Annotated in this window: 24 protein-coding genes and 1 tRNA gene; 7 read left to right on the top strand and 18 right to left on the bottom strand. The window is 44.1% G+C overall.

What is annotated here, in order from left to right; translation table 11 throughout:
* Positions 1–8: 8 nt before the first annotated feature.
* The 7 genes from Y696_RS12655 to surE all read right to left on the bottom strand — a co-directional run bounded on the left by Y696_RS12655 (position 9) and on the right by surE (position 5,792).
* Positions 9–638 carry a ComF family protein gene (locus Y696_RS12655; RefSeq protein WP_006487150.1) on the bottom strand — a complete coding sequence of 210 codons (630 nt, stop codon included), beginning with the start codon at positions 636–638 and terminating at the stop codon, positions 9–11.
* Positions 638–3,190 carry an ATP-dependent DNA helicase gene (locus Y696_RS12650; protein WP_121510724.1) on the bottom strand — a complete coding sequence of 851 codons (2,553 nt, stop codon included), beginning with the start codon at positions 3,188–3,190 and terminating at the stop codon, positions 638–640. Before Y696_RS12650 ends, Y696_RS12655 begins: the two co-directional genes overlap by 1 nt.
* Positions 3,191–3,232: 42 nt before the next feature.
* A tRNA-Leu gene (locus Y696_RS12645) sits at positions 3,233–3,321 on the bottom strand.
* 67 nt (positions 3,322–3,388) lie between these two features.
* Positions 3,389–3,604, bottom strand: coding sequence for a heavy-metal-associated domain-containing protein (locus Y696_RS12640; RefSeq protein WP_006487148.1), 216 nt, complete (start codon positions 3,602–3,604; stop codon positions 3,389–3,391).
* A 2-nt stretch (positions 3,605–3,606) separates the two neighbouring features.
* Positions 3,607–4,539, bottom strand: a complete 933-nt coding sequence (gene fmt, locus Y696_RS12635) for a methionyl-tRNA formyltransferase (protein WP_006487147.1) — start codon at positions 4,537–4,539, stop codon at positions 3,607–3,609.
* The gene (def, locus tag Y696_RS12630) at positions 4,540–5,031 is read right to left on the bottom strand and encodes a peptide deformylase (protein WP_014731129.1); all 492 of its coding nucleotides are present in this window, start codon (positions 5,029–5,031) and stop codon (positions 4,540–4,542) included.
* 2 nt (positions 5,032–5,033) lie between these two features.
* On the bottom strand, positions 5,034–5,792 hold the full coding sequence (gene surE, locus Y696_RS12625; protein WP_006487144.1) for a 5'/3'-nucleotidase SurE: 759 nt from the start codon (positions 5,790–5,792) through the stop codon (positions 5,034–5,036).
* A gap of 96 nt (positions 5,793–5,888) precedes the next feature.
* On the opposite strand from surE, the gene Y696_RS12620 reads away from it, so the two are divergent.
* Entirely contained in the window at positions 5,889–6,548 is a 660-nt protein-coding gene (locus tag Y696_RS12620) for an HD domain-containing protein (RefSeq protein WP_006487142.1), read from the top strand.
* A 6-nt stretch (positions 6,549–6,554) separates the two neighbouring features.
* Here the strand turns inward: Y696_RS12620 and Y696_RS12615 are convergent, their stop codons facing one another.
* The 4 genes from Y696_RS12615 to Y696_RS12600 all read right to left on the bottom strand — a co-directional run bounded on the left by Y696_RS12615 (position 6,555) and on the right by Y696_RS12600 (position 8,203).
* Positions 6,555–6,821 (bottom strand): acylphosphatase, encoded by a 267-nt coding sequence (locus tag Y696_RS12615; protein ID WP_006487135.1) that lies wholly within the window; start codon positions 6,819–6,821, stop codon positions 6,555–6,557.
* Positions 6,818–7,459 carry a lactate utilization protein gene (locus tag Y696_RS12610; protein WP_006487134.1) on the bottom strand — a complete coding sequence of 214 codons (642 nt, stop codon included), beginning with the start codon at positions 7,457–7,459 and terminating at the stop codon, positions 6,818–6,820. Before Y696_RS12610 ends, Y696_RS12615 begins: the two co-directional genes overlap by 4 nt.
* 78 nt (positions 7,460–7,537) lie before the next feature.
* Complete coding sequence (locus Y696_RS12605; RefSeq protein ID WP_006487133.1) at positions 7,538–7,888, bottom strand: hypothetical protein; 351 nt, start codon at positions 7,886–7,888, stop codon at positions 7,538–7,540.
* Positions 7,889–8,203: an SCP2 sterol-binding domain-containing protein gene (locus Y696_RS12600; protein ID WP_006487132.1), complete on the bottom strand. Its 315-nt coding sequence runs from the start codon at positions 8,201–8,203 to the stop codon at positions 7,889–7,891.
* A 90-nt stretch (positions 8,204–8,293) separates the two neighbouring features.
* Between Y696_RS12600 and Y696_RS12595 the strand changes: the two genes are divergently transcribed.
* On the top strand, positions 8,294–10,543 hold the full coding sequence (locus Y696_RS12595) for a TIM-barrel domain-containing protein (protein ID WP_006487131.1): 2,250 nt from the start codon (positions 8,294–8,296) through the stop codon (positions 10,541–10,543).
* On the opposite strand, the gene Y696_RS12590 is transcribed toward Y696_RS12595, so the two are convergent.
* Positions 10,532–13,000, bottom strand: coding sequence for a hypothetical protein (locus Y696_RS12590; RefSeq protein ID WP_006487130.1), 2,469 nt, complete (start codon positions 12,998–13,000; stop codon positions 10,532–10,534). The genes Y696_RS12595 and Y696_RS12590 overlap by 12 nt on opposite strands.
* Positions 13,001–13,121: 121 nt before the next feature.
* Between Y696_RS12590 and Y696_RS12585 the strand changes: the two genes are divergently transcribed.
* A complete protein-coding gene (locus Y696_RS12585; protein ID WP_121510723.1) occupies positions 13,122–14,051 on the top strand; it encodes a DMT family transporter in 930 nt (309 codons plus the stop codon).
* Positions 14,048–16,072, top strand: a complete 2,025-nt coding sequence (locus tag Y696_RS12580) for a glycoside hydrolase family 13 protein (RefSeq protein WP_006487125.1) — start codon at positions 14,048–14,050, stop codon at positions 16,070–16,072. The genes Y696_RS12585 and Y696_RS12580 overlap by 4 nt, the downstream gene beginning before the upstream one ends.
* A gap of 53 nt (positions 16,073–16,125) precedes the next feature.
* Here the strand turns inward: Y696_RS12580 and Y696_RS12575 are convergent, their stop codons facing one another.
* The 6 genes from Y696_RS12575 to Y696_RS12550 form a co-directional block, all read right to left on the bottom strand.
* The gene (locus Y696_RS12575; protein ID WP_006487124.1) at positions 16,126–17,898 is read right to left on the bottom strand and encodes a glycoside hydrolase family 36 protein; all 1,773 of its coding nucleotides are present in this window, start codon (positions 17,896–17,898) and stop codon (positions 16,126–16,128) included.
* A 197-nt stretch (positions 17,899–18,095) separates the two neighbouring features.
* Positions 18,096–19,238 (bottom strand): PLP-dependent aspartate aminotransferase family protein, encoded by a 1,143-nt coding sequence (locus Y696_RS12570; protein ID WP_006487122.1) that lies wholly within the window; start codon positions 19,236–19,238, stop codon positions 18,096–18,098.
* Between the two features lie 7 nt (positions 19,239–19,245).
* On the bottom strand, positions 19,246–20,247 hold the full coding sequence (locus Y696_RS12565; protein ID WP_006487120.1) for a Gfo/Idh/MocA family protein: 1,002 nt from the start codon (positions 20,245–20,247) through the stop codon (positions 19,246–19,248).
* Between the two features lie 73 nt (positions 20,248–20,320).
* On the bottom strand, positions 20,321–21,424 hold the full coding sequence (gene galK, locus Y696_RS12560; RefSeq protein ID WP_259459951.1) for a galactokinase: 1,104 nt from the start codon (positions 21,422–21,424) through the stop codon (positions 20,321–20,323).
* Between the two features lie 111 nt (positions 21,425–21,535).
* A complete protein-coding gene (locus tag Y696_RS12555; RefSeq protein ID WP_006487118.1) occupies positions 21,536–21,775 on the bottom strand; it encodes a glutaredoxin family protein in 240 nt (79 codons plus the stop codon).
* Positions 21,776–21,892: 117 nt separating this feature from the next.
* Positions 21,893–23,494 carry a DUF2207 family protein gene (locus Y696_RS12550; protein WP_006487117.1) on the bottom strand — a complete coding sequence of 534 codons (1,602 nt, stop codon included), beginning with the start codon at positions 23,492–23,494 and terminating at the stop codon, positions 21,893–21,895.
* A gap of 61 nt (positions 23,495–23,555) precedes the next feature.
* Between Y696_RS12550 and Y696_RS12545 the strand changes: the two genes are divergently transcribed.
* The 3 genes from Y696_RS12545 to Y696_RS12535 are packed head-to-tail and all read left to right on the top strand — an operon-like array spanning position 23,556 to position 25,945.
* A complete protein-coding gene (locus Y696_RS12545) occupies positions 23,556–24,344 on the top strand; it encodes an HAD-IIA family hydrolase (RefSeq protein ID WP_006487116.1) in 789 nt (262 codons plus the stop codon).
* Between the two features lie 24 nt (positions 24,345–24,368).
* On the top strand, positions 24,369–24,932 hold the full coding sequence (locus Y696_RS12540; RefSeq protein WP_006487112.1) for a LemA family protein: 564 nt from the start codon (positions 24,369–24,371) through the stop codon (positions 24,930–24,932).
* A 5-nt stretch (positions 24,933–24,937) separates the two neighbouring features.
* Positions 24,938–25,945: a M48 family metalloprotease gene (locus tag Y696_RS12535; RefSeq protein ID WP_006487109.1), complete on the top strand. Its 1,008-nt coding sequence runs from the start codon at positions 24,938–24,940 to the stop codon at positions 25,943–25,945.
* Positions 25,946–26,006: the final 61 nt, after the last annotated feature.

The following is a 26,006-nucleotide window of genomic DNA, read 5'->3' as shown; positions in this document are numbered from 1 at the left end:
CAAGGCCCTTATTTTTTCCCCCCGGCAATCGCCAGCAAAGTGATTTCCTTAACGCCGCCTTCCTTAAGAACTCTAGCACACTGGCTTGCAGTTGCGCCAGTAGTAACGACATCATCGAAAAGAATTACTGACGTACTCCTAGGACTTCTCTTCAGATAGAACTTATCCTTTACATTCTGGAATCTATCTTCCATCTTAAGCCTTGACTGAGGAATAGACTTACCTGCTATTGTCAACACATTGTCTATTCTTATGTCAATAGTCTTAGAAAGCCTTCTCAGAATTCTGAGATTTGTGTCGAAGCCTCTCTTGACAAATGCTTGAATGGAAGTGGGAACAGGAACTATCACATCGGCGGACGGAGAAAACGTATTAATCATTTCGAAGAGCATCTCTGAAAGGAGAGAGGCTATTCCGGGTCTGTCTTCAAACTTATAGGCACGTATGAGTTCCTTTAATGGGCTTTCATATTTCCAGTACGAAAAGGCCGAATCAACAAATTTAAGCTCAAATGGAGTCATGATTGGCCCCTTGATTGATCCAAGACAGTCTGCACACAAATACTGGGCTGGATCTATCTCCTTTTCACACACTAGACAGTGGTTTGGGAAAAAATGAGAGATCAGCTTCTTCATCATCACAGCCATCTCTCTTTCTTCAGTCTTCTAAGCTCTCGAAGTATCTGCTTGCTGTTTATCGCTTGAATATTCGTTCCAGGAGGGAGAGATGCAATCAACTTCTTAGAATATACCCTTGCCGGATCGATGATTCTCCTGTCAAGTACGATTACAACCCCTCGATCGTTCCTGGTTCTTATAAGTCTACCAAGCCCCTGCCGGAAGGCAGTTATCATTTTTGGATAGTAATACTTGTTCATTCCTTCGGCAAAGCTCCGCTTTCCATAGTGCTTGATTCTTGCTTCAATTAGTGGTTCGTCCGGCCTTTCAAAAGGCAGTTTGTAGACAATCAACAGCTTCAGCTGTTCTCCGGGGAGATCGATTCCCTCCCAAAATGCTCGGGCACCAAATATTACGGATTTCTCTGAATTCCTGTGCTCAGAAAGAATTGTTGTTAAGCTATCGTCTCTTTCCTGGATTCTTAGAGACAAGTTGTGAAGTTCACCTCGAATCTTCGAAAGAGTCCATTTCATGTCTTCGTAAGAGGTGAAGAGAACCATGGACCCTCCCCCGACTATCTTCAAAACGTCTTTTGTCAGTTTCGATGCACTTTGCATGTATGGAAGGGAATTTGGCAGATAGTCGGGAATGTCTGTGGGAACGAAAAATCTCAGCTGCTGAGTATAATCGAATGAGGTTCCAAGCCTTACGGCATCGGTCTCTTCGCCGGCTCCGAGTATTCTTCTCGCATAGTTGAAACCATCGCTACCTCTGCTGTAGACCCACAGTGTTGCAGATATGAAGATCTTTACGCCCACATCCGGGAAAATCGAGGACATCAGAGTGTCGTTTTCGACTGGAGAAGAGACTATACTCAAGCTTTCAATGCATTGTTCGTTCCTGCTCACAAAAACTACCCTAGAATCTCTAGAAGCGGCAATTCCCGCGATCTGCTTAAGCCATTCTTTTATTTCAGCCAGAACCCTAGCAACTTCAAATTCTAAGCCGTCAATCTTCAAGTCCCTTTCTTCAACATCATCCAGCATTTGTACTGTTTGTCCGCCCACATAGATATGCGTCTGAAGAATATCTGAGATTACGGTTAGTGCTGAGACAAGCGTTTCAAGTCCTTTTCCAGAATACGTAGTTTTCTCCCCATTACGTTCCCTATCCAGATCCACCACGAGCTGTCTTATTTTCCTGTCAAGAGTAGTTGTAGCTTCTTTAAGCTTAATCCACAACTTCCTTAAAAAATCCTCGCTGAAATGCCTCTTGAGAAATCCAAAGCAGTCTCTAACCAGCTTTATCAGTTTCTTAACGGTATTAGCTAGCTGATATGGTTCAAACCGGTAACTCATTGCCTGAGTCAATGAAGACTCAAGCTCGTGAGCTTCATCCACAACAAGGTATTTAAATGCCGGTAGAAGTGTTCCAATACTTTCGCCGTCTTCCGGTTCTCCATCGGAAAGCCGAATATTCGCTTCACTGAACAGGAATGAATGATTCGTGATAACTATATCGGAATTCTTTGCATTTTCCCTTTGAACATAGTAAGGACAAACCTCGAAGAATGGGCAGAGTCTTCTGGTGCAATCGAACCTGTTGCCCGAGAGCATCCTTCTAAACTCATCACCCAACGGTAAGTAATCAAGATCTCCCTCTCTCGTGAACATTGACCATAGAATCACACCGGCAAGTTCTTTCGACGAACTTTCATCGAGCATCTTATTGAGAGCCATGTTCAGAACTTCAAATAGCTTTCTGACACATAGATATCTTTCCCTCCCCTTAATTACAGACACTCTGAGATTATCGAGGTTCGGTAAGGTCTTTAGAACCTCCACATCCTTTTTGAACAGTTGATCCTGGAGGATTCTCGTTCTAGTCGAGATCACCGCTTGATGCATCTTGGAAACACAAGCATATGCTACTGGAGCAAGATATGCTATGCTTTTTCCAGTCCCCGTTCCAACCTCAATCATGAGATTGCCACCTTTTTCTACAGATTCAGCAATTTCGAGAGCGGTCATGAACTGCTCCTGCCTGAATTCATACCCTTCCATTGAATCCTGTAAAAGCCCCCCCTCACTAAAGACAAGCCTGACTGCCTTCTTAATGTCAATTCTGGAATTCCCGCTTTCTCTTCTTTCACTCCTGGTAAGCCCCGAGAGTAAGAAGTCTTCCCAAGGATCGACATTCTCACTCTGCTTTAACACAAAAAGGAGAAAGTTTCTAAGTCCTCTGTCAGGAACGATTTTCTCGATTAATGATGAGAGTCCAATCGGCAACTTCTTAATGACTCTTATATAGTTATCTATACGGCTTTCAAGATCTATGGATTCTGGTTGGTAGACGAAACTATTCAAAAACCTTTCATCTACGGCAATCTCACTTAGATACACCTCCTCTACAGAAGCATCTATGAAGAGGCAGTCTTCGTCTCTTTCCGAAAAAAAGGAAGGAAGATCCTTTATATTAATGGAAACAAATGAAGCGCTCTCAAAGAGACGCCTCAAGCCTATCTTAATTTCATTGTTCCTTTTGAAAACCTTACCAAGTAGAATTTCTCCCAAGCAGCACCTCGAAAGAAAAAACCGGGCTAAAACCCGGTTTTGTGGTGCCGAGGGCGGGACTTGAACCCGCATAGGCTAAACTGCCCACATGGACCTCAACCATGCGTGTCTGCCAATTCCACCACCTCGGCAACGTCACACGTCAGAAATTATAACTTGACCGGATTCCTTTGTCAAGAAGCAAATCGCGAGAATGGTTTATATAAGCATATCAAAACCGAGCTTGGACAGCTCTTCCTGAATAATGTATCTGTCGATGATCGCGTTCTCATATTCCACCTCAACGACACTGCTTGCAACATCAACCTGGGCCTTTGTTATGCCGTCGAGGGACTTCAGTCTCGAAACAATTCGTTCGGCATCGGAATCCGTAATCTCGTTCCTAATTTGAAATAGCCTGATCACCCTGGGCATTTCTATCCCCCCAAAATCATCCCTTCACGAATCAGCCGGCCACTTACCGCATCTTTAGGGCTCATCGGCCTCTTTCCGGGTAACTGTACTAACGATATAATAACATTTCCGGTGCCACAGCTTAAAACCATACCGTGGTCTTCCACTTTCACAATTTCTCCATCCCTGCTCTTTCCATAACTTCGATCTGAAAAAACTGCCCCAAACAGTTTTACCATCTTCCCGTCAAGGGATGTTCTTGCCCCAGGTTGAGGATCATAAGCTCTCACTTTGTTCAAAACATAAACTGCATCCGAAAAATCCGAAATGACCAGGTCCGACGCCTGGACCTTTGGCGCGTAAGAAGGTGCTCCCTCCTGTTTACAAAGCTCGATTCTCCCGGCCTCAGCTATCTTCAAGAAATCAAGCAAAGCTTCCCTTCCGAGTCTCTCAAGCTTTTCATAGAGCGAACCAAAATTGTCTGAAATCTCTATCTCGATCTCCCTCCTCAAAGCTATTTCGCCGGTATCCATTCCTTCGTCGATCTTGAATATGGTTATACCGGTCCTCGTTTCCCCGTTTTCGATTGCTCTTTGAATCGGAGCGGCTCCTCTGTATTTCGGCAAGAGTGAGGCGTGGACATTGAAACAGCCTAAAGTTGGAAGGTCAATAACACTTGATTTGAGAAGCTTTCCGTACGCAACAACCACTATTAGATCTGGAGAAAGTTCTTTGAGTTTTTCCAATCCTTCTCCAGAATTGACTTTTTCGGGTTGAAAGACTGGCAATCCGTAGACTTCTGCAACTGACTTCACAGGAGTAGGATAGACTCTTCGTCCCCTTCCTTTAGGTCTGTCGGGTTGCGAAAAGACACCTATTACCTTAACACCTGACTCAACAAGCGCTTTCAAATGTGATGCAGCAAACTCCGGCGTACCCATGAAGACAATATTCATCTATCCAACGCTTTCCTTAATTATCTGATCAAGTTTGGGTTTCAAGATTGCCCTTTTTGCTGACGAGAGATAGTCGACGAAGAGTATCCCGTCCAGATGATCGGTTTCGTGTTGTACTATCCTTGCGGGATAATCAGTGAGGTCGTCTTCATGGTAATGACCATACTCGTCCTGATAACGAATTCGAACGGAGGCCGGTCTGACTACATCTGCGTAAATTCCGGGTATGCTTAGGCAACCTTCTTCTATCTTGACCTTCTCATCGCTTCTAAAAAGGATCTCGGGATTTACTACAACCCTTAGTCCGTCGCCGGGGTCGTAGACGAAGAGCCTTCGCGATATCGCTACTTGCGGTGCTGCAAGACCAACTCCGTCTTCTACATACATCGTCTTACTCAGTTCATTCACGAACTGTCTGAGTTCATCATCGAATACCTCTACCTTCTCCGAAACATCTCTCAATATAGGATTTCCTATGTAAATCACTTTCACTCTTACCACCCTCTTGAAATCTCTTTCAGTTTCTCAAAGTAATCATTATCTGTCATTATTGCGTGGAGAGGGGTTATCGATACGAATCCAGACTTTACGGCATTATAATCGCAATCGGTTGAGCACTCATCTTCAACTACCTCTCCGAATATCCAGTAGTAGTTATTTCCGTATGGATCTTTTCTCTTTTCGAAATAGTCCTTGTATCTCCGTCTGCTCTGCCTCGTCACCTTCCAACCCTTGAGCTCCTCAGATTTGACAGAAGGGACATTTATATTGAGGGCCGTGAAGTCTGGCATCATCTTAACATCAAAGACTCTGAGAAAACTTACCATAAACGCTGCGGCAGTCTCGAATTCCGGATTACTCCAGTCACTACTTGAAACTGCAATCGATGGAGTATCCATTACGGCGCCTTCTAGAGCACCTGAAACCGTTCCCGAATAAAGGACATCTATACCCATGTTCTGACCCTTGTTTACACCACTGATGACCAAATCGATCTTCTTTTCGGAAATTGCCAGAAGTCCAAGTTTAACACAGTCGGCAGGCGTACCGTTTATGGCATATCCGATGTTTTTGTTGCCAACTTTTACTTGCTTGGCCCAAAGCGGGGTTCTGATTGTTATTGCATGCCCAGTTGCACTTCTTTCAACGTCTGGAGCAACAACTAGGACATCATGTTCTTCCGAAAGCGCTTCCGCGAGTTTTATAATTCCGGGCGACATTATTCCATCGTCATTTGTAACCAGGATATTCAATATTTGTACCTCCTCTTAACTGTTCGAACTAATCATCTTGTATACTTATTCTACAATATTGAGCGCAACTTTTCTTTTTGACTCAGGGGGCATCCTGTGGACTTTGACCGACTCATCAACTGCATACCGCACATAAAAGAAATTTTGGGCGTTGTCGAGAAGGCTTTTGAGAATTACGACGACCCGGCTCATGACATCTCTCATGTTCTACGAGTAACTGAAAGTGCGAGTGAAATAGCCATCCGTGAAGGGGCAAACCTCGAAATTGCGGTCATTGCTGCACTTCTTCACGATATTAAGCGACCCGAAGAGGATTTCACTGGAATAGATCATGCGGAGAGCGGAGCGAAATATGCGTTTCAGCTTTTGAATGAGATGGGTTTCGAATCTCAATTCACTTTCGAAGTCTCTGAAGCAATTAAGGTGCACCGATATTCTTCTGGATTAAACCCTTCCAGCATGTCGGCAAGAATACTGCAAGATGCCGATAGGCTCGATGCAATAGGTGCTATTGCTGTCGCAAGGGTTTTTTCATTTTCGGGAAAAACGGGAACTCCTCTTCATTCACCAAAGCTCAAGCCAGGTGATTCATACAAAGGGTACTCAAGTACTGCCATTAATCATTTCTTTGAGAAGATATTGAAGATAACTCCGGAGAGTTTCTGGACGAAGACCGCAAAGGAAATCGCAGAAAACCGCTACAGATTTGTCGTGCAATTCGTGAAACAGTTTCTTTCAGAATGGGGTGGGATCTGAACTTCATTATCTGATTTCAAAATACTCGAATCTCATGAAGGGTAGCTCTTCAATTTCCGTCTTGGTTACATTTGCATACGTAGGGCCCCGATCAATGCTTTCAATAAAAGCCTCAATATCGGGATCTCTCCCAGAGCCAACTATCTCGACGCTCCCATCGGGTTCGTTCCTGACATAGCCAGTTATGCCCAGAGACCTGGCGGTGTACAGAGCGTAATATCTAAACCCCACTCCCTGTACGCGTCCGTAGACTCTAATCCTTACCGTCCTCATAAGCCCAGTTCTTCACCGACCAGAATAACTGTGTATCTCCAGGGTCTTCTTCTTGAATCAACAATTATCGAGTATATTTCACAAATCCTTTCATCGCTGTCGCAGTCGGTACAGAGACCGCTTTCAGCACAGGGAGTATGCAGATTCAATCTTTTAGCGTTCATCGGTGCTATTGATCTAATCCTCTTGATTCCAGCGTCTAAATCGCTGACAACCTTGTTAACTCCAGCAATTAGAATCACTTTGTCGGGCCCGAAGGTAACTGCGGCAGCCCTGTTACCGTTGCCATCAAGCAAAAGTATCTCGCCACTTTCAGTTATGGCATTTGCACTGCAGAAATAATAATCGGCCTCAAACGCACTGATCATTATCCTCTTCTTTTCCTCATTACCAGAAACAGAATCTCTATCAAGAAAGTTGTACTTTCCAGACTTCAGAAGGTCGGATACCCCAGTTTCCTGAAGAGTAAGGGAACCTCCCGCACTCACAGTTGCTTCGTCAGGAACGAGCTTTGAAACCGCATCTACGACCATCTCTTTATCGGGGAAGTACATGAATTTTATCGCCTTACTCTCGAAAACTTTCGCAAGTCTTTCAGAGAGTTTCTCGTTCTTCCAACGCCTTAGACTGTTTCTCATAAAGGACTCCTTTTCTAAGAAAGAAATATTCTGATCTACTCTACTTCGTGGTGTCACGGGCAAGCTGCGTTCAATAGACTAAAAGGTAATTATCTCCGCTCCCCTCTCTACATAAGGAGCCAAAGGCACATGGTTCTTCATACTTCCATTTAAGGGAAGACCTTCCTTCTCCACTATCTCAAGCACACCCATCAACTTGGAACAACCATAACAAACGGCCTTGATCAAACCTTTCCTCTTTGCCTCGCTGTAAAGCCCATGTAGAGCATCCGTTTCGTTTACAATTTCCTTCAAGAGACTGGGTGATTCTCCCTCCATCACGATAGACACTTCGATTCCCTTTTCAGACATGTCCAGTGCATTTAGGAGCGCGTGTAAAAAACAAGCTTTCTTGCCTTCAAAGGCAAGTATAATCACTTCAGCCGACATCTATTCACCTCCAAGTAGCTTGTTCAATTTCATTGCGAAAGTCAGATCTCCGGAAATTTTGAGTTTTCCGCTCATAAAAGCAGCAAAAGGATTGACAGCTCCTCCGACAATTCCTTCGAAGGTTTCAAGATCAGTACTTATGGAACAATCCGAAGGTTTGTCTTCCTCGTACACTTCAAGTCTTCCATCCAAGATTTCGACAGCGAATTTTGATGGTTCCCCACCCGCGATGAAAAACATATATGTGCCGCTGATTTCTGAAAGCCTTTCGGCTCTCAGGCTCTTTATCTTACAGACTGCCTCCCTTACGGTCATCGATCTACCTCCTGCTTTTCAAAATACATACAAAGTCTACCATCTTGCTGTACAATGAGAACGATATTTCTAAGAACCGGGGGTGACGAATTGAAGAAACGCTTCTTTCGTTATTTGAATTCTGTTGTTAAGGTCAGTGTTGTGAGAGAGGGAAAGACAAAGCTGAAGAGCGGCGCGGTGATAATTGAACCCGAAGAGGAACTTGACGAGCTGGGTGCATGTCAACTTCTAGGCGTATTAGATCTTGGACAGGCTAGAACATTTGTTTCAAGAGCCGGTAATGAGATGAGTGTCGCTGAGAATGACGCCGGTTATGTTGTGAACATCACGCTCCAGAAGAACCAGGCTGTCCTAGGGCTAGGAGAGACAATGGGACCTTTGAACAAAAGAGGCAGTATCTATGAGATGTACAATACCGACGAACCTGATCACTCGCCATCAAAGAGGAGACTGTATTCATCTCTTCCCGTTTTCCACATTGTTTCCCCCGAAGAGCAGTTCGCTCTTTTTCTTGACCATCCAGGTTATTCGAGTTTTGACATTGGATTTGAAAATAGAGACACAATCAAAATAGGCATTGAGGGGGACGGTTTCGATCTTTTCATTTTCGTTGGGAGTCCTTCTGATACAATTAGACGCATCTTCAAGCTCACAGGGAATCCATTGTTGTTTCCTGCCTGGTCCTTAGGTTACCATCAGTCTAGATGGTCATATGCAAACGAAGAAGCGGTTTTAGAGATTGCTGAAAATTTCAGGAGACGCCGCATTCCGTGCGATGCAATTCATTTGGATATTGATTACATGGATGATTTCAAGGTCTTCACGTGGGACAAAAATCGCTTCCCAAATCCTTCTTCCTTGATGGCTAAGCTGTCAAGCATGGGGATCAAGACTGTTGCAATAATCGATCCAGGGGTCAAAGCTCAGGACGGATTTGATATTTACGAAGAAGGGCAGAAGAAAGACTTGTTCTGTTTGAGAAAGGACGGTAGCCCATTTAGAGCTGCTGTCTGGCCTGGAGAATCGAGGCTCCCAGATTTTCTAAACTCTGCCGCAAGGGAGTGGTGGGGTCAACACTATGATCGTCTTATAAAGAATGGAGTCTCAGGATTCTGGAACGACATGAACGAACCTGCTATCTTCTATACACCGGAATCTCTTTTAGAACTTAAGCTTATGGCCGAAGAGCTTCATGATTCTGGAATCGAAACTGAATTCCTTTTTGGAAAGATTATTTCGAAGAAGAAGTATTACGATCACGGAGTAGATTTCGTTCAAAAGGATGACGATGGGAACACTCATTCTCATAGAGAGGTAAGAAATATCTATGGCTTCAATATGGCTCGTTCCGCATACGAAGGAATCAGGAAGAGCAAGTCTGATCTGAGACCGTTCAATATAACCAGGTCTTCGTATCCTGGAATACAACGTTATGCAGTCCTGTGGACTGGTGACAATGCAAGTCAATGGGAGCAGCTTCTGAATGAGATTAGGCTGATTCAGTCTATCTCCTTAGCAGGAGTTAGTTTCACCGGATGCGATGTCGGAGGGTTCGGTGACGATTGCTCCGGAGAATTGCTAGTTCGTTGGACACAGTTTGGGGCTTTCCTCCCTTTCTTCAGAAATCATAGCGCCATAGGGACAAGGAATCAGGAACCCTGGGCCTTCGACAAGGAAGTTGAGGAACTTGTAAGGGAAGCGATTGAGCTACGCTATTCTCTTCTTCCATACCTGTATTCGGTACATAAACAATCTGCAAACGGGGAGATGACTATGGTTAGACCGCTCGCTCTGATTTGGCCCGGCGATAGCGAAACGTATTATGCCGACGACCAGTTCATGATCGGTCCTTCGATAATGGTAGCTCCCGTTTATCAAAGAAATTCCGAAGGAAGGCATGTTTATCTTCCAGGCGAAGAGTGGCTTGATCTCAACACCAGAAAAGTGGTCAACAGCGGTCATTCATGGGCAAAAGCACCTCTCAACATCATTCCTTACTTTTTGAAGAAAGACTCGCTCGTTGCCATGACGGACGGTCTGCAATTTGTGAAAAGCGGCTCCTGGAAAACTCTGAAGTTCTTGGGCTTTGTTAAGGATAGGGCCGAATTCTACCTATATGAGGATGATGGTCTCACAGAGGCATATAAGAAAGGCGAGTATTCATCAAAAACAATCATAGTTGATAATACTTCAAACGGGCTGAAGGTTGAAGTCAAACCCCAAGAAGGTAGCTTCAAGTGTGATGAAAGAAGGATAGAGTTCGAAATACACGATGGAAGAAAGCTTTATAAAAGATCGATTATAGATTCCCCGGATGGTTGTGAGTTTCTAATATATTAGCTCAAAATCCAGATAAGGGAGCAGTCTAGTGTTTTCAAGCATGATTCCTGCTTTTATGTGCATGGGATAGGCTGCGTACAGGAAGGCTGTTTCAAACTTGTAGATAGCTATTCTCCAGGAAAACCGACTACCGATCAAAAAGTCGATCTTTCCCCCAATACCTTCCTCTGAGAAATGGACGAGATTCATCACATTGAGACCCCTTCTCGAAATGACATAATCCGAGTCCAGGGAAAAGCCGACAACAATGTTAGTGTCGTCTCTAAAGCCCCAAAGTTCCACCGGGACTATGGAAGGCTCTTCCCCGAAAGTAACTCTGGAGTAAATTGTCGAATCTATAGTAAATCCGTGCTTATTCCAATCGAAGTCTACGTTTATTCCAACATCTACGAGATTAGAAGTCGCCGTCTGTGTGTCTCGAACATTTATCAGTGTATTGAGCGAGGCCTGACCTCCGTACAGTGCTGAGGAATCCTCAAGAGCCGCGTCGAGGGAACCGGCAATTCTCAAAGGATACTCAAGCGAAGCTTTCCAACCGAAAGAAAGCTTGGGATCAATCCTGTAGCGCCTGTAAACGTTTAACAGAGCTTTCGGCTCAAGATTGGCATATTCGAGCGACAGAGAGAAATCCACCGGCAAATAGTCTTCGCTGAAGAGTTGAACATTGATTCCAGGCAACATCGTCTCGAAGTCGAACGACACCCCTCCAAGAAGCTTGTTGCGAAAAGTTAGGTCGGAAAAGAGCACCGAAATCCCCTTAAAGGGAAGTAGCGAAACGAATCTCCAGTCTGAAAAGCCGTTGTAAGCGACTCCCTCTATTTCTTGAGGAGGACTCAAAATGATTTCTTTGCTCTCCAAACTATAATCGGTTGGTTTTGTGTTGGAGGAGAAGAGCAGCTTCCTTCCCTGAAGCTGGCCTACGGCAATCACGCCGTCTGCAATCATTACTGGTTCCCTAACATATCTTGAGAAGGAGCTCTTTCCGATCATCTCACCTTCAGATGTGACAACATAAACATCGCTGCCGAACTCGTTCTTAACAGAAATTAAAAATCCCTCGGAAACCCAACCACCAATCGAGAAATCATTCGTAACGTCAAAAAATCCAAACTTTTCGGTGCTTGAGTTATAAATCGCCAGTGACTTGTCGCCTTTATTGTTAATTCTGAATGCAATTAAACTGCCGTCACAAGATACTCTTATATTGTCAATTTGAGTCGAAGGATCAAGTGGCGTGAAGATCCTGGTTACCCTTTCCGTTCTCAAAGAAAGGATTTCTATCGAAGAAATGCCGAGATTGTTTCTCACAACAAGAAGCCTATCCTTGCCCAAATAATCGATTTCACGAAGATGAGCCGTTTTTGTTCTCTCTAACTTGCCTTCCCTAAAGAAATACAATCTGGTTTCGGATTGCTCCTCTTCAAAGAGGATAAGCGCTATTTCGCTTTCAAAGACTGCGAAATCCACAATCTCCATTGTAGAATTAAATATCTCAACGCCTTCGATGTTGAGAGAATAACATTTCATCTGCCTATCAAGAGAAAGATAGTAAAGTTTCCCGTCATAAATCTTTGGTCTGAAATGATTGACGAATTCGCCAACGCCACGTGAGAATTCGTAAACGAAGGGTACTTCCGCAGCTTCCCATTTCTTGATTTGATATTCTATGAACTCCTCTTTAAGCTCTTCATAGCTTTTTCCATATACCTTCTTTATCGCAAGCTCTATCCCTGTGAGACCAAGAAGTCCCCTCTTCACTTTCACAAGTTCCAGTAAGCTTTCGATTCCGTAAGTCTCGGAAAGATAAGAAAGAAAAGCATAGCCGTAATTGTAGTAAGACTCTCCGCCTATTCCGCTGAACCCTGTTACTACAGTCTCCTCCGAAAATGGCTCATTTTCCATTAATTGATCTAGCAGAAAAGGCAATCGCCTGTAGTCGTACTCGTAAAGATCTCCGATTAGTTCACTTCCCAATTGAGCAAAGCCTTCAGTAAGCCACATAGGCTGAAGTGCATTGGGCAAATAGGCTTTGGAGACATAGTTTCTCAGTATGTTTCCAAATTCAGTGACCGAAGTGATCTGAAACAGGTGAGTCAGTTCGTGAGTGATCACCTCTTCCAGCCAAAAACCGTCGTTTCTATATGGGTAGTCCATTCCAACTGTCATTATATAAATCGATTCAAGAACTGGATTTGCCAGCCCATTAGAACGATCTTCATAGCCACCGATGATCACAGTTATCTTCTCTTTAAACGGATTGCCAAACAACTCACTTAGAGTATCAAAGGCATCTTCCGCCAACGCCTCAACCTGAAAAATAGAGGAAGCCACTTCCTTATGGTACAAGTATACAAAGTGATCGGACTCATGCTTCAACCAGTCGAGATCCCTAAATGAATACCCGGAAAGAAATGCCGACAATAAGAGAAATGTTATCAAGAAATATCTTCTGAACAAAAAAAGCCACCGCCCTCTGAAAACGAAGCACAACTACTATTATTATAGACTATGTGTAGCAGACAACGTTCTCGGGTTGCCGGTTTGTTTTTCCCGGTGATATTATTGATTGAGGTGTTTTATGGCAGAGAAAGAAAGGGACAGACTTCTGGCCTATTTTGCTGGCATTGGTTCTTCGGTGATATTTGGTCTTTCCTTCTTGTTTACGAAAAACGCTCTTGAATATACAAATCCGATGTACTTTCTTTCGTACCGGTTTTCAGTCGCTTTCGTGACGATTTCTCTCCTGAGAGCGTTGGGTGTAATCAAAGTAAGGCCATACAAGTCTATTTTCAAGGATTTGCTTTTGCTCAGTCTTGTTCAACCGGTCATGTACTTCATCTTCGAGAACGTTGGAGTCTCACTGTCGACATCGTCCGAAGCTGGTATCCTGCTTTCGACAATTCCGATATTCGTTCTTATATTCGCCAGAGTCTTTCTTAAGGAAAGACTTGCCGCTCCTCAAGTGTTCTCAGTCTTGACCGCGCTACTGGGAATAGTTCTGATAACAGCCGGGAAGGGTCTTTCGGCGGGCGGCAGTGTCCTTGGACCCATCATTCTTTTAGGTAGCACAGTTTCAGCTGCCTTTTACAATATTTTGTCAAGAAAGGCTTCTGTCAGGTTTAAAGCATGGGAAATAACATATCATATGATGACTATGGGTTTCATCTCTTTCACTTTGATCGCTGTGGTAACATCTTTGATAAAAGGAGAGTTCTCTTTCTACATTTTAGGCTTGGGTACACCTCAGGTTGCCATAGCAGCGCTTTATCTGGGCACTTTGTCATCGGTCGGAGCCTTTTTCCTCATCAATTTCATGCTTTCTAAGCTTGAAGCGTCGCGATCAACGGTATTCGTTTATCTGTCGACTGTCGTATCTCTTTTAGCCGGAGTTGTCTTCAGAGGCGAGAGATTCGGTCCACTTCAGGTAATTGGGATATCTCTAATTCTTCTGGGAGTTTGGGGTGCCAATGCCTTGGCGAGAAGAAAAACAAGGGAGGAGTCAAAATGATGTTAGTAAAGAAAATGATGATCATCCTTTTCTTAACGGTTATGACATTAGGATGCGGAGTATCTTTCTTGACCACATCGGAGAGCACACCTTCAGTAGTAGTTATGGAAAAATCAATGACACTCGAAATGATGAGACTGGAAAACGATTGGTGGACAGCAGAGGTTTCTCTTGAACCTGGTAGATACCGTTACTATTTCACCACAGAGGAATCGAGTTTCCCAGATGAAAGGAACGATGAAAAATCTTACGAGAATGAAAGAGAAATGTCTGTGATGATTGTCGAGGATTTCGAGGTCCTACATGATTCTGTCAGACACAGCGTTGGAGACAGGGATTATTTAAACCCGATAAACCATGATGAATACTATTTTGCAGTCTCGGCTCCGACCGATGTCCCTTTTGAAGCCAAAATCGTAATTGATGGGGAACGCTACCCGCTTGAATATCTACGGGACTTTGGAAATCAGAGCTTCTACCGCACAGAAAGATTAAGCGTCGAAGAACTTGAATACTACTTCGAAATACAGACCGATTCTGGACTTGTCTTTCTCGACTCTCTTGGACTCTGCAGAAAACCCCGAATTCCCTACTGTTTTTCGAAAGAGAGCCTTCCGATTTCCTACTTCGACCTCCCTGATTGGTCAAAGGGAGCAACATACTATCAGATATTCCCGGAGAGATTTGCCAATGGAGACCCGAGAAATGATCCGCCAAACGTTCAGGAATGGAATGCCGATCCCGATTACGCAAATCTTGGAGGAGACGGTTTCTTTGGTGGCGATCTCAAAGGGATTTTGGATCATTTCGATCACTTACTTGAACTGGGGGTAGATGCAATATACCTCAATCCCATTTTCGAGAGCCCCTCAAGCCATAAATATGACACCGAAGACTATCTGAAAATCGATGACAATTTCGGAGACGACCAGCTCTTCGAGGAACTTCTAACCGCTGCCAATGACAGCGACGTAAAGATCATTCTCGACGGAGTGTTTAATCACACTGGATACGACTTTTTCGCCTTCAAGGATCTAAGAGAAAGGGGAGAAGAATCTCCCTACGTTGACTGGTATTTTGTGAAACGCTTTCCGATAAGAAAAGTTCAGGACAGGGCAATGACATATGTTGGGTGGAACGGCTACGCATATATGCCGAAAATAAACGCTCTTAACAAAGATTGGCAATCATACGTTGAGAGACTGGTAAGGAAATACGATTGCGACGGAATTGGCGGTTGGCGTTTAGACGTCGCAACAGAAGTAGACCCACTATTCTGGACCGACTTTTTCAGACCGCTTTTGAAAAGCTTAGACGATGAGATGATACTTGTCGCTGAGTTTTGGGGTGACGCTAGATCTCTGCTAAGAGGTAAGAGTTTCGATTCTGTCATGAATTATCCTTTCAAGGATGCTGTTGTAGAATACGTGTTCAGAGCCGGAAATTCCGCAGCTAAGTTTGCTGCTATGACAAATCTGTACCTGAATGCTTATCCACCCCAGACTCTTCATTCTCTATGGAATATTCTCGACAGTCACGACACCGAAAGAATCCTTACTCTTGCTTTCAATCAGATCGACCTTATGAAGATCGCTGTGGCTCTCCAGATGACGTTCATTGGCAGTCCAGTGATCTACTATGGAGATGAGATAGGAATGAAAGGAGGTCGTGACCCTGAAAACAGAGCGCCAATGATCTGGGATGAAGAGCGCTGGAATCATGATGTTCACGATTTCTATAAGGCTTTGTTAGATCTTAGAAGATCGCACGAATCGATCCGCACTGGCGAGTATGAGGTCATTGCCGCTGAAGGACCGGTTTTCTCTTTTAGAAGATGGAAGGCCACTGACGAAGTAATAGTAATAACCAATCCCTCACGAGAGGCTGCATTCTTCAGCCCTTCGATGGAAGGTGAATTCACAGAATACTTGACTGGAGAGACTATTTCATTTTTTGGTGGGGAGATCAAAGTTCCTCCCCTAACGGTGTGGATTCTTACTCCAAGAGACAGCGTTAACTGATTTCATTTGAAGTTCGCGGTATCTTCCCGTTGTTACTTTATATAATTTTCGTACTAGATATCACATGAATCACTTTTTGCTATCCATATGCTTTTTGGTGGAAGCTCGACTTCCTTAACCGGAGGCTTAACTCCTGACCAATTTTCATACATCTCTTTGAGCTTTATGGAGTGTCTAGGCGTGTCAGTAAGATTGACAAATGAAGTCACATTGCAGTAATTGGCCTTTCTAGTGCAAGTGGCAAAAACACTATTCATTCCGTCAAGGAAGACACGAGGTTCTCCTCCTTTTAGCATTATCGCTTCTTTTAGAAGTGAGATTCCCTGTGAATCAACCAGTTCCATATCGTCGCTGTTTATCATCATTCCATCAAGCAGTCCCACGGACAAGGCGAAGATCCTCTTCTCTTCTTCAGTCATTTCGCACTTTCTCAATATGACCGTGTCGGGATCATTAAGCCAAAGTCTTCTATGCATAAATGCTCTTGTATAAGCATTTCTTAGTGAAAACCTTGCACTGGGAATACCGATATCCATAGCTTCACCGTTCCATTGTGGAGAGGTATCAGATCCAATCCTCATACCATCCACAAATCCTACCGAAGGGAGAAGCGGCGCGCCGCAACCAAGAATGAAGCAATCTTTTCCGGCGGCATCTCTTATAGCCTTCATGCCTATTCTATAAGCCTCGATCGGACCGCAGTCCTCTCTGTATCTCCTTCCGGGAATGGCACCGGCGAAAAGAAAGTCGATCTTCAGATAATCAAAACCAGATCTCCTTATCGAGACAATCAAATCTCTCAGGTGTTCAAGCACCTTGGGATTCGTAGTATCCAGGGAAAATATCTTCTTTCCCCAGTTCCTGTAGGCAATTCTCGGTGAGCCGTCTTCGTTTCTCACGAACCAATCCTGATGTTCCCTGAAGACTTTCGAAGTTTCAGACGCAGAAAACGGTGCAATCCAGAGACCCGCCGAAAATTTCCTCTTTCTTATTTCGGAAGCGATTTCCTTCAATTCAGGAAATTTGGAGTTTGTTTCGAGCCAATCACCAATATCCTCCTGGTATCCGTCGTCAAGCTGAACCAGTCTATAATCGATTTTCTCTCGATCTCTAATTTCCGCGAGCAGCCGAATATTCTTTGACAGTTGTTCAAAGGTGATGTCTGAGAAGTATTGATACCAACTACACCACCCGACACCGCTGAAATCGTTGAACTCGACCTTGTTGCTTTTCTTGATAAGACTTGCATAATTCTCTAACATACTCCACAAACTGTCTTTGCCAAAAATCACCATCTTCTCGAGCTGAACTGATTCACCTGGCGCCAGTTCAGCCCCAAAGAGATCTGCCGAGCCGCGTATATTGCACTGATCGTCGTTCCAGAGAAAGTATTGATGCGAGAATCTGCTGGATAGAAATCCAACAACCAACTCATCAGTGGCAATGAAGTAATCGCTTGGTCTTCTTCCCTCCCTCAAGATTTCGGGAATAGGTGTTGCTGAGAAGAGACTTATCTCATGTGAATCGGCGTACTGAACGAAAGGATCCACAATCGGTTGTTCCCAGTAAGCCTTGAATGGTAGCCATGATTGCCAACCATTGTAATATACGGGTTCGCTAACGTCCTCTATTTCAAGAAGATCTATCTTTCCGACTTTCTTCGGAGCATCAGATCTATTCACTACTGAAATCTGGAGGAGAATCCCCGGCGAATCGGTAAGTCTCTCGAAGTCGTATATATAAACAAAATTGCCTGCCTCCATTTTGAATTCCTTTCTGTCCGCCAGAAGGAACTCCTCGATACTAGAGACCCTTATTTTCAGCACTTCATATCACCTCACAGCTTGTTGACAATTATAGACGGGTGAAGAAGTAAGTTGAATTGCAGTCTAACCAACAGCTTCATAAGGAAAGCCGTTTATATTCTTATTCCTGCATTTCGGTTTTCTTTGCTTCTTCTCACGCTCAGTTCCTTTATTTCTCAGCTTCCGTTCTTTCCGGCAAAGAGCTGCGACGAGGCCAACTAAATTCCCTTCATAGCGAAATCTAGGTCGGACAGAAGATCCTCTAGATCCTCAATGCCGACAGAGAGTCTTACACCTCCTTCTGAAAGACCTGCATCGCGTAACTGCTCGGAAGACAAAGAAGCATGACTTGTCAAGACGGGAATGGTTGCAAGAGACTCAACACCGGCAAGACTAGTAGCTTCAAGAAACAGCTCGCTCCTTCTTATGAACGATTTAGCTGCACTCAAACTTTCCAGTTCGAGATAAACTACGCCTCCAAATCCCCTGCATTCAGAGAAACAGGCCGGTACGCTTGCCTTCAACGAAGGATAAGAAACCCGAAGTACTTCTGGATTTTTCGAGAGAAATTCTGCCACTTCTCTTGCATTTCTGTTGTGCAATTCCATCCTAGGGCCAAGAGTCTTCGCCCCGCGGCCAACCAGAAAAGCGTCGAAGGGCGCCCCATTTGTACCCAATTTGATCATTACCTTTCTTACCCTTTTTTCCAGACCACTGTCTTTGAAGGCGGCAAACCCTGCAATGACATCTGAATGCCCGTTCACATACTTGGACAGACTCTGAATGTCTACGTCTGCCCCGTATTCGAGCGGCCTGAAATTATACGGAGATAAAAACGTATTGTCTACTACGAGAACAGCTTCTTTTTCTCTAGTAATTCGAGCAATCCCTTCAATGTCTGAAAGAATCAAATCGGGATTCGACATCGACTCGACATACACAATGCCCGTCTTATCGTCAATAAGAGTTTCCAGTTCATCAATTCGTGACTGATCGAATCTCCTTATCTCAACTCCCATTCCCGGCAGATCGGAGATAAGGCTTTGCGTTCCTCCATAGATATTTCTCGAGATCACCAGGTTCATTCCGGATTTGAGAATGGACAGAAAAACAGTAGTTATGGCACCCATTCCAGATGAGAAGAAGACGCCGCCAGTTCCGCCGAACAGATCCGATAGCTTTCTTTCTACCACTCCAATAGAGGGATTTCCAACCCTTGTGTAAAGAACTTCCGAGCTTTCGTCCATGTACTTCACGTCATCTGCCAAGAAGTTAGATGTTTGAAAGATGGGTGTGCTAACCGCATCGTTTATCTTTTTCTCTTCACCAGCGTGAATTGCTCTTGTGTTGAATCCCCGCATATATATCTCAGCTTTCGTTTAGCAAAGAGTCAACTCTTACAACTCTCTTCTCTTTTGCGGAAATGAGTCCCGCTTCTATGGTGGCAAGATCCATAACTGCCTCTTCAACTGATCCCAGAGAGTTAATCTGACCCTCTAACACCCTGTGAAAATCAGTAAACTCTTCGGCAAAACCATCTGTTTTATTAAGAAAGAGTTTCTCCCTGTCGCTGGAATATATCTCAAGAGTAGCTTCGTCTTTGTCAACTTGGACTATTCCTTCTGTGCAGACTATTTCAAATCTATTTAGAGAAGCGGGGGCGCCATAGACGACGGAATAGTTACCAATCACATTGGAACCCAGAGTCATATTGAAGACCGCGGAGTTTTCAGCACCAAGATAGTCGAAATTCTTCTCCGAAAAGCCGCTTACTTCCTCAACGTTACCAAGAATCTTGCGAAGCGCGGCCACATCATGTACCCCTCCATCAGAGATGAATCCACCGATGTGCTGAGGCGTCTGCCTCCACTTAGTCTGAACGTATTTGTTGTCCTGCCCGAAATCTACCCACTTCAACCAGCTGAATGCCAGAGGCTTGCCAAGTCTTCCCTCCTTGATAAGTATTTCGGCCTTTCTGTAAACCTCGATATGCCTGTAATTCTCCGCTATATAAATGGGAGTATTACCTGGAAGATGCAACAATCGGATGGCTTCCTTAGTAGTGGCCGCTACTGGCTTCTCACAGATAACCGGCTTGTTTGCCTTTCTTGCCGCCTCAATCATTTGTGGATTCAAGGCAATTGGAACTGCAAGCACAACAGCGTCCACAACATCAGAATTCAGCATTTCTTCATACGAATCAAAGACCTCAACATCGCCACCAGCTATTTTGGCAAATTCCTCAGCCTTTCTTCTAGTCCTGCTGTTCACGGCCGTAATCTTGAATAACTCGGTCAGTCTTCTCAACGCGGGCAGATGGAGCTCCCTAGATGCTATTCCGGCACCCACAATACCCAAATTGACTTTCATGCAACTCCTCCTTAGAAAGAACTACAAAGAGACGGATGGAATAGTACTCTCTGCTCGACTGTCCAAACACATATTAAAGCGGGAAGGTGGCATCCACTTCTCTCGCTCCATCTGACGGTCTTACTTCATAAGAGTCGAGATCAATTCCAAATCTCTCTTTGTATCTGATTTTCATGACTTCAACTATTTTTTTCACCTCAATCTTTTCACATAAAGCGAGTACCGAACCGCCGAATCCTGCTCCTATCATTCTTGCACCGGAGACACCTCCAATTTCTCGTAGAGTGTCAACGATAAAATCAGTCTCTTCGCAAGTTACTTCATAATCAAGAGCCAGTGATTCGTGGGACTGAATCAATATTCGGCCGAGATTCTCGAAATTCGAGTTCGACATCATCTTCATGGCCTCTAGAACCCTCATATTCTCAGAAACAACATGTAGCGCTCTTCTGTAGTATAGATCACCAAGTTTACCTCTGTTAGGGAAGAGATCAATCATGGAGACCTCTCGATAACTGTTCTTCCCGAGTATTTCGAGAGCCTTATTTGCTTCGGCCCTTCGAGTATTGTAGTTACCACTGGAGAGAGAATGATGAACCTTGGAGTCGAATACGACAAATGTGTATTCACCAAGCTCTAACGGTACATATTCGTGGCGCATCTCGAGAGTGTCTAGGAAGATTGCCGTGTCCTTTTTTCCCATCACGGCTGCAAACTGATCCATAATTCCACACTGGACACCGACAAACTCATTTTCGGCCTGCTGAGCAAAACTATAAAGTTCTTTGTCCCCCAGCTTAAGTCCATACACCGAATTCAACGCTAAGATAAGAGCAACTTCAAGAGCAGCTGAGCTTGAGAGGCCGGCACCTTCAGGGATGCTAGAGCTGATTTTGATCTTCATCCCTCCAAAGTCAACGCCAAGGTTATCCTTCAAAACCCAGAAAACTCCTTTTAGATAGTCACTCCAATCGCCGGTCTTTTCTATGCTTTCCTCCCGAAATGAGACTGGCTCCCTTCCAGCAGAACTCAAAGCAATGACGCTCTCGTCTGTCCGCTCAATCGACAGTAATACATATTTGTCAATCGCGACAGGCATAACGAATCCCTGGTTATAGTCGGTGTGTTCACCAATGACATTAACTCTACCGGGCGCAACAAAATACCTCTTCAACACTACACCTCCAACATCGCACATATGTCTTTTTGCCCTATATTGAGAGAATAGCACTACCCCGGTAAAAAAACAAAGCGGGCCTAAGCCCGCAGATGGTCTGATGATTTAACCTTAGTGGATTCCCAGCAAATTATCTATCCTATTCTTATCGAACCCGACTATTACCTGACTACCAATAGTTATGACTGGAACACCCATCTGTCCGCTCTTCTTTACCATCTCTTCTGCTTTAGCTCTATCTTTGCTCACATCGTAGTCCTTGAAAGGAATCCCATTGGTTCTGAAATAGTCCTTTGCTCTCTTACACCAAGGACAAGACGGTGTGGAATACACAATTACCTTTGCGTTCATTTGATTCTTCACCTCCATTACCCCCGAGGGGTATCATAAACTAATTATAAAGGATTAGAATTTCAGTTGTCAACCCTGTTCACTTTCGGGTTAATCAGCTCAAATTCAATGTAGGAATCAAGGTCTCACCTTGTTAAAAATCATCTCGAGTCTTTGTAGCTGGCGCAGCAAAGTGAGCTGTTGATCAGATACTCTCTTCCTGTTGGAAATAAGGTCCTGTAGGTGACCAAGAGCAACTAGCTTTGCAATGTCATCATTAGTCCATGACTGTTTTGAAAGAAGCTCCTTCTCGGTTTTTTTCCATTCCATGTAGAACAACCTTCCAGAAGGCGTCCACCGAGCAAAGATATTCTTTGGAAGAACGAGAAGTAGCCAGCCGAGACACCAATCGACGTAAAGGACTATTGAAATCGCCAGCGATTCATCGGGGAAGGAGAGATAAACTTGCCAGTTCCCAAAGACGAATTTCAATATCAGTGACCATATTATTAGATACAATATAGAAAACACAGACATTACAGTTGAACCCAGATACTCATAGAATCGCCCCGACTTTACAACACGCATAGCATGCTTCCGCCAGAAACCGTATTGTTCTTTGAACTCGTCAAAAGAAAAAGCGTCGCTCTCTGCATCAGGGATCTCTATCGATCCATCCTCATTTCTTCTAAGAGATTTCAGCGTCTGCAAAGCCCATTTTTGCTGTGTCGGAATTCCTTTTTCACTTGTTTCGAAAGAAATTGTGTTCTCACCAATCTGTATCTCCCCACTGTTATGCATCTCCATAATCGTAGATAGAAACCCGTTATGGTCAATTTCCTGAAAGGGATTCTTGATTACAGCATTGAGAAGGTAACCCGGTACATCGTAGAGTCTGTAGCCTATTTCAGACTTCACCTGTGGTTCGATCCCGAAAAGTATGAATGTGAAGAAGATCACGAAGAAAGGAACTGCTATTTGGAAGCCAATCAAACCAGAAAGAAAGGCTTGCTGGAACATAGCGGATTCATGTTCCTTACGCAATGCACTTTTACTTATAGTTGTATTGACCACATTTGGCATCGTATTAGCAATGCTCTTCGGAAATGAGATCTTGATTTCGCCAGAAGCATTTGAAAGAACCGACTTCATTTGCAGTTTGACAAGGTTTCCTTCAATTTCAAAACTCGCTTCCTTAAATGGTCTAACAGAAATATCATCCTCTGTAAGTCTCGAAATTATCGTTTCTGGAAGCTCCATAGCGAGAGAAATATCCCTTGTCATAGCGTCGGAATTCGGTTCCCAGAATCTATAGCTTAACACAGCTATATCCGAACCCACCTCAACGACTCCCGAAATAACGTATTCGGTATTCATGACAAACTCACTCACTTCCTGTTCAAGGAAGATCCTGGCGTCAAAACCTCCCGGAGAAGAGGAGATCTCTTTCACAAATCCAGCATCATTAGGAATTTCAACCGAATAAGACTTCAGAACCGAAGGGTAAGATAAGTGTAGTTTTTTGGATGCCGTGCGATTATTACGGGAAAGTATGTAAACAGAAAGCTCTTCAACATGAAGATCACCTTGTTCGTCGAGCTTTGCATTTATCTCGACTGAATCTATCTTGTAAGGGGCAGATTCTCTCCAGAATCCGTTACCCAGGGCAATGAATATGAAGAAGCCGCTTACTATCATGAATATTATAAAGAAGTACTTTCTTTCGAATTTCCTTTTCATTTCATCTCACCCTTTGTATTATACTCTGCTTATGAAAACAACCTGAAAAACGGAGGAAGAGATGCTGACAAATAAACGGCTCTTCGTTTCGGATATGGACGGAACATTCTACCTTGGCGACGGACTTCTTAAGGGCAGTCTTGAATTCGCCAATGCGGTTCATCGTCTCGGTTCCAAACTCGTGTTTCTAACAAATAATTCATCACGCACACCTGAAGAATATATCAGAAAACTTACCAAAATGGGAGTTGATAGGACTCTTTTCGAAGTCTATACCTCCGGCGAAGCTACCATAAGCTTCTTGAAGCGAGATTTTCCAAATAAGAGAGTATTTTTGCTCTCGACGCCGTCGGTAAGGGAAATGTTCAGAAGAAGTGGAGTGAACTTAGACGGTAATTCCCCGGAATTATTAGTTCTTGCATACGATACGACAATAAACTATGAGAGGATCCGGAAAGCTGCTCTCTTCATAAGGCAAGGCATTCCTTTCATAGCGACTCACCCAGACGTCAACTGTCCCACGGAGGATGGACCGGTACCTGATGTTGGAAGTTTCTTGAGTCTTTTCGAAGCTTCCACGGGTCGTCGGCCCGATAACATTATAGGCAAGCCAGATCCGACTATACTGAAAATGGTGATGGATGACTTTGGCTACGGTCCGGAGGAAACAGTGATGATAGGAGATAGAATTTACACGGACATCGAGTGCGGTCTTAGAGCCGGCGTAGACACATATCTCGTTTTGTCTGGAGAAACAACAGCGGACATGGTACCTGATTCACATAGTTACGAAGTTGTCAATAACATTGGAGCGATCATAGAGATAATTGAAAGAGGCAATACTGTATAATAGCCATACGTTGGAGGTGGTTGAATGGTCATTCTTTTCATTGTAATTGGAATCATCGTTGTCTTGGCTCTTTGGCTCATCGGGGTTTACAACAATTTAGTTACCCTGAAGAAGAGAGTAGAGAATGCTTGGTCGCAGATCGATGTTCAGCTCAAGAGAAGACATGATCTGATTCCGAACCTTGTCAACTCAGTGAAGGGCTACATGAAATTCGAGCAGGAAACCCTGGACAAAGTAATTCAAGCAAGAGCAAAGGCCGTGTCCGCTCAAGGAGTTGGAGATAGGATCAAGGCCGAGCAGGAACTCGGCGGTGTGCTTGGTAGACTTCTTGCCATAGCCGAAAACTACCCTGATCTTAAGGCGAATGCTAATGTCTCACAACTGATGGAAGAACTAACTGCTACGGAGAACAAAATCTCTTACGCAAGGCAGTTCTTCAATGATTCTGCTACAAAGTTCAATACAAAAATCGAGATCTTCCCTAACAATCTCATCGTAGGCTTCTTTGGAGGAAAGTTTGAGCAGTTCCCGTTATTTGAAGTTACTGAAGCCGAACGAGAAACACCCAACGTAGATATTAACTTCTGAGAGTTATGTCTTTCACCGTAGATTTCTACGAAGAAAGCAGGAAAAATGTCAGGAAGACCATCGTCCTTGTGATGGTCTTCCTTGCTATGATGATTGCCTTCGGTTTGATCATCGATCTGATATTTGGGATATTGCCTGTCTTCACTTTTGTTTTTCTTGCCATTGCTCTCGTGCAGACTTTGATCTCCCTCTCTTCTGGAAAGGATATTGTTCTTAAATCGGTGAAGGCTCGTGAAGCAAGAACAGACGATCCCGAAGAGCGGCAGTTAAGAAATATTGTTGACGAACTTTCCCTGGCGGCGGGAATGGCAAAGCCACCCGAAATCTACGTGATAGACGACGACTCAGTGATCAACGCTTTTGCCACTGGTAGGAAGCAGGAAAACTCGGTAGTGTGTGTGACTACAGGTCTCTTGAAGAGTCTTGATCGTGAGGAGACTTCCGGTGTAATTGGCCATGAGTTGAGTCACATAGTAAATAGAGATATTTTACTCATGACTCTAATTTCCGCGCTTCTTGGCGCAGTGGTTATAGTTCAATCGCTAGCCTTTCGGGCTTTGATTGCTCATCTTAGATTTGGAGCGATCAGTGCTACGTCAAGGACAAAACGTTCCTCAAAGAAAAATGACAATTCGGCGCTTGCGATAATCGCCTTTCTTGCCGCGGTCGCAGGATTAGGAGCGTTATTCTCGTTCATAGGAAGGCTTTCTCTCCTCGCGGTATCTAGAACGAGGGAGTACTTTGCAGATGCGCGGGCCGTTGAGCTGACCAGAAATCCCTTGGGACTTTCCAGAGCTTTGAGAAAGATCGTTACCAATTCTGCGAAGCTTCAAACCGCCAATGTAGCAACAGCTCATCTGTTTATCTCCGATCCTTTGAAGAGAAGGATAAACAACAAGAGTTCCTTTTTTGCGTCTTTGTGGAGTACACATCCGCCTATCGCAATGAGAATTTCAATCCTTGAAAACAGATCTTTGAAAGAGATAGAGGATGAACTCTCCGACTACATCTGACCGTACATGACTCTCCAATGAATTCACTCAAGCGATGAGTTAGAGGAAACGAACCTGTAAC

The sequence above is a fragment of the Mesotoga sp. H07pep.5.4 genome (assembly GCF_003664935.1).
GTDB classification, from domain to species: Bacteria; Thermotogota; Thermotogae; order Petrotogales; family Kosmotogaceae; genus Mesotoga; species Mesotoga prima.
This window is presented reverse-complemented; position numbering and strand designations above follow the sequence as displayed.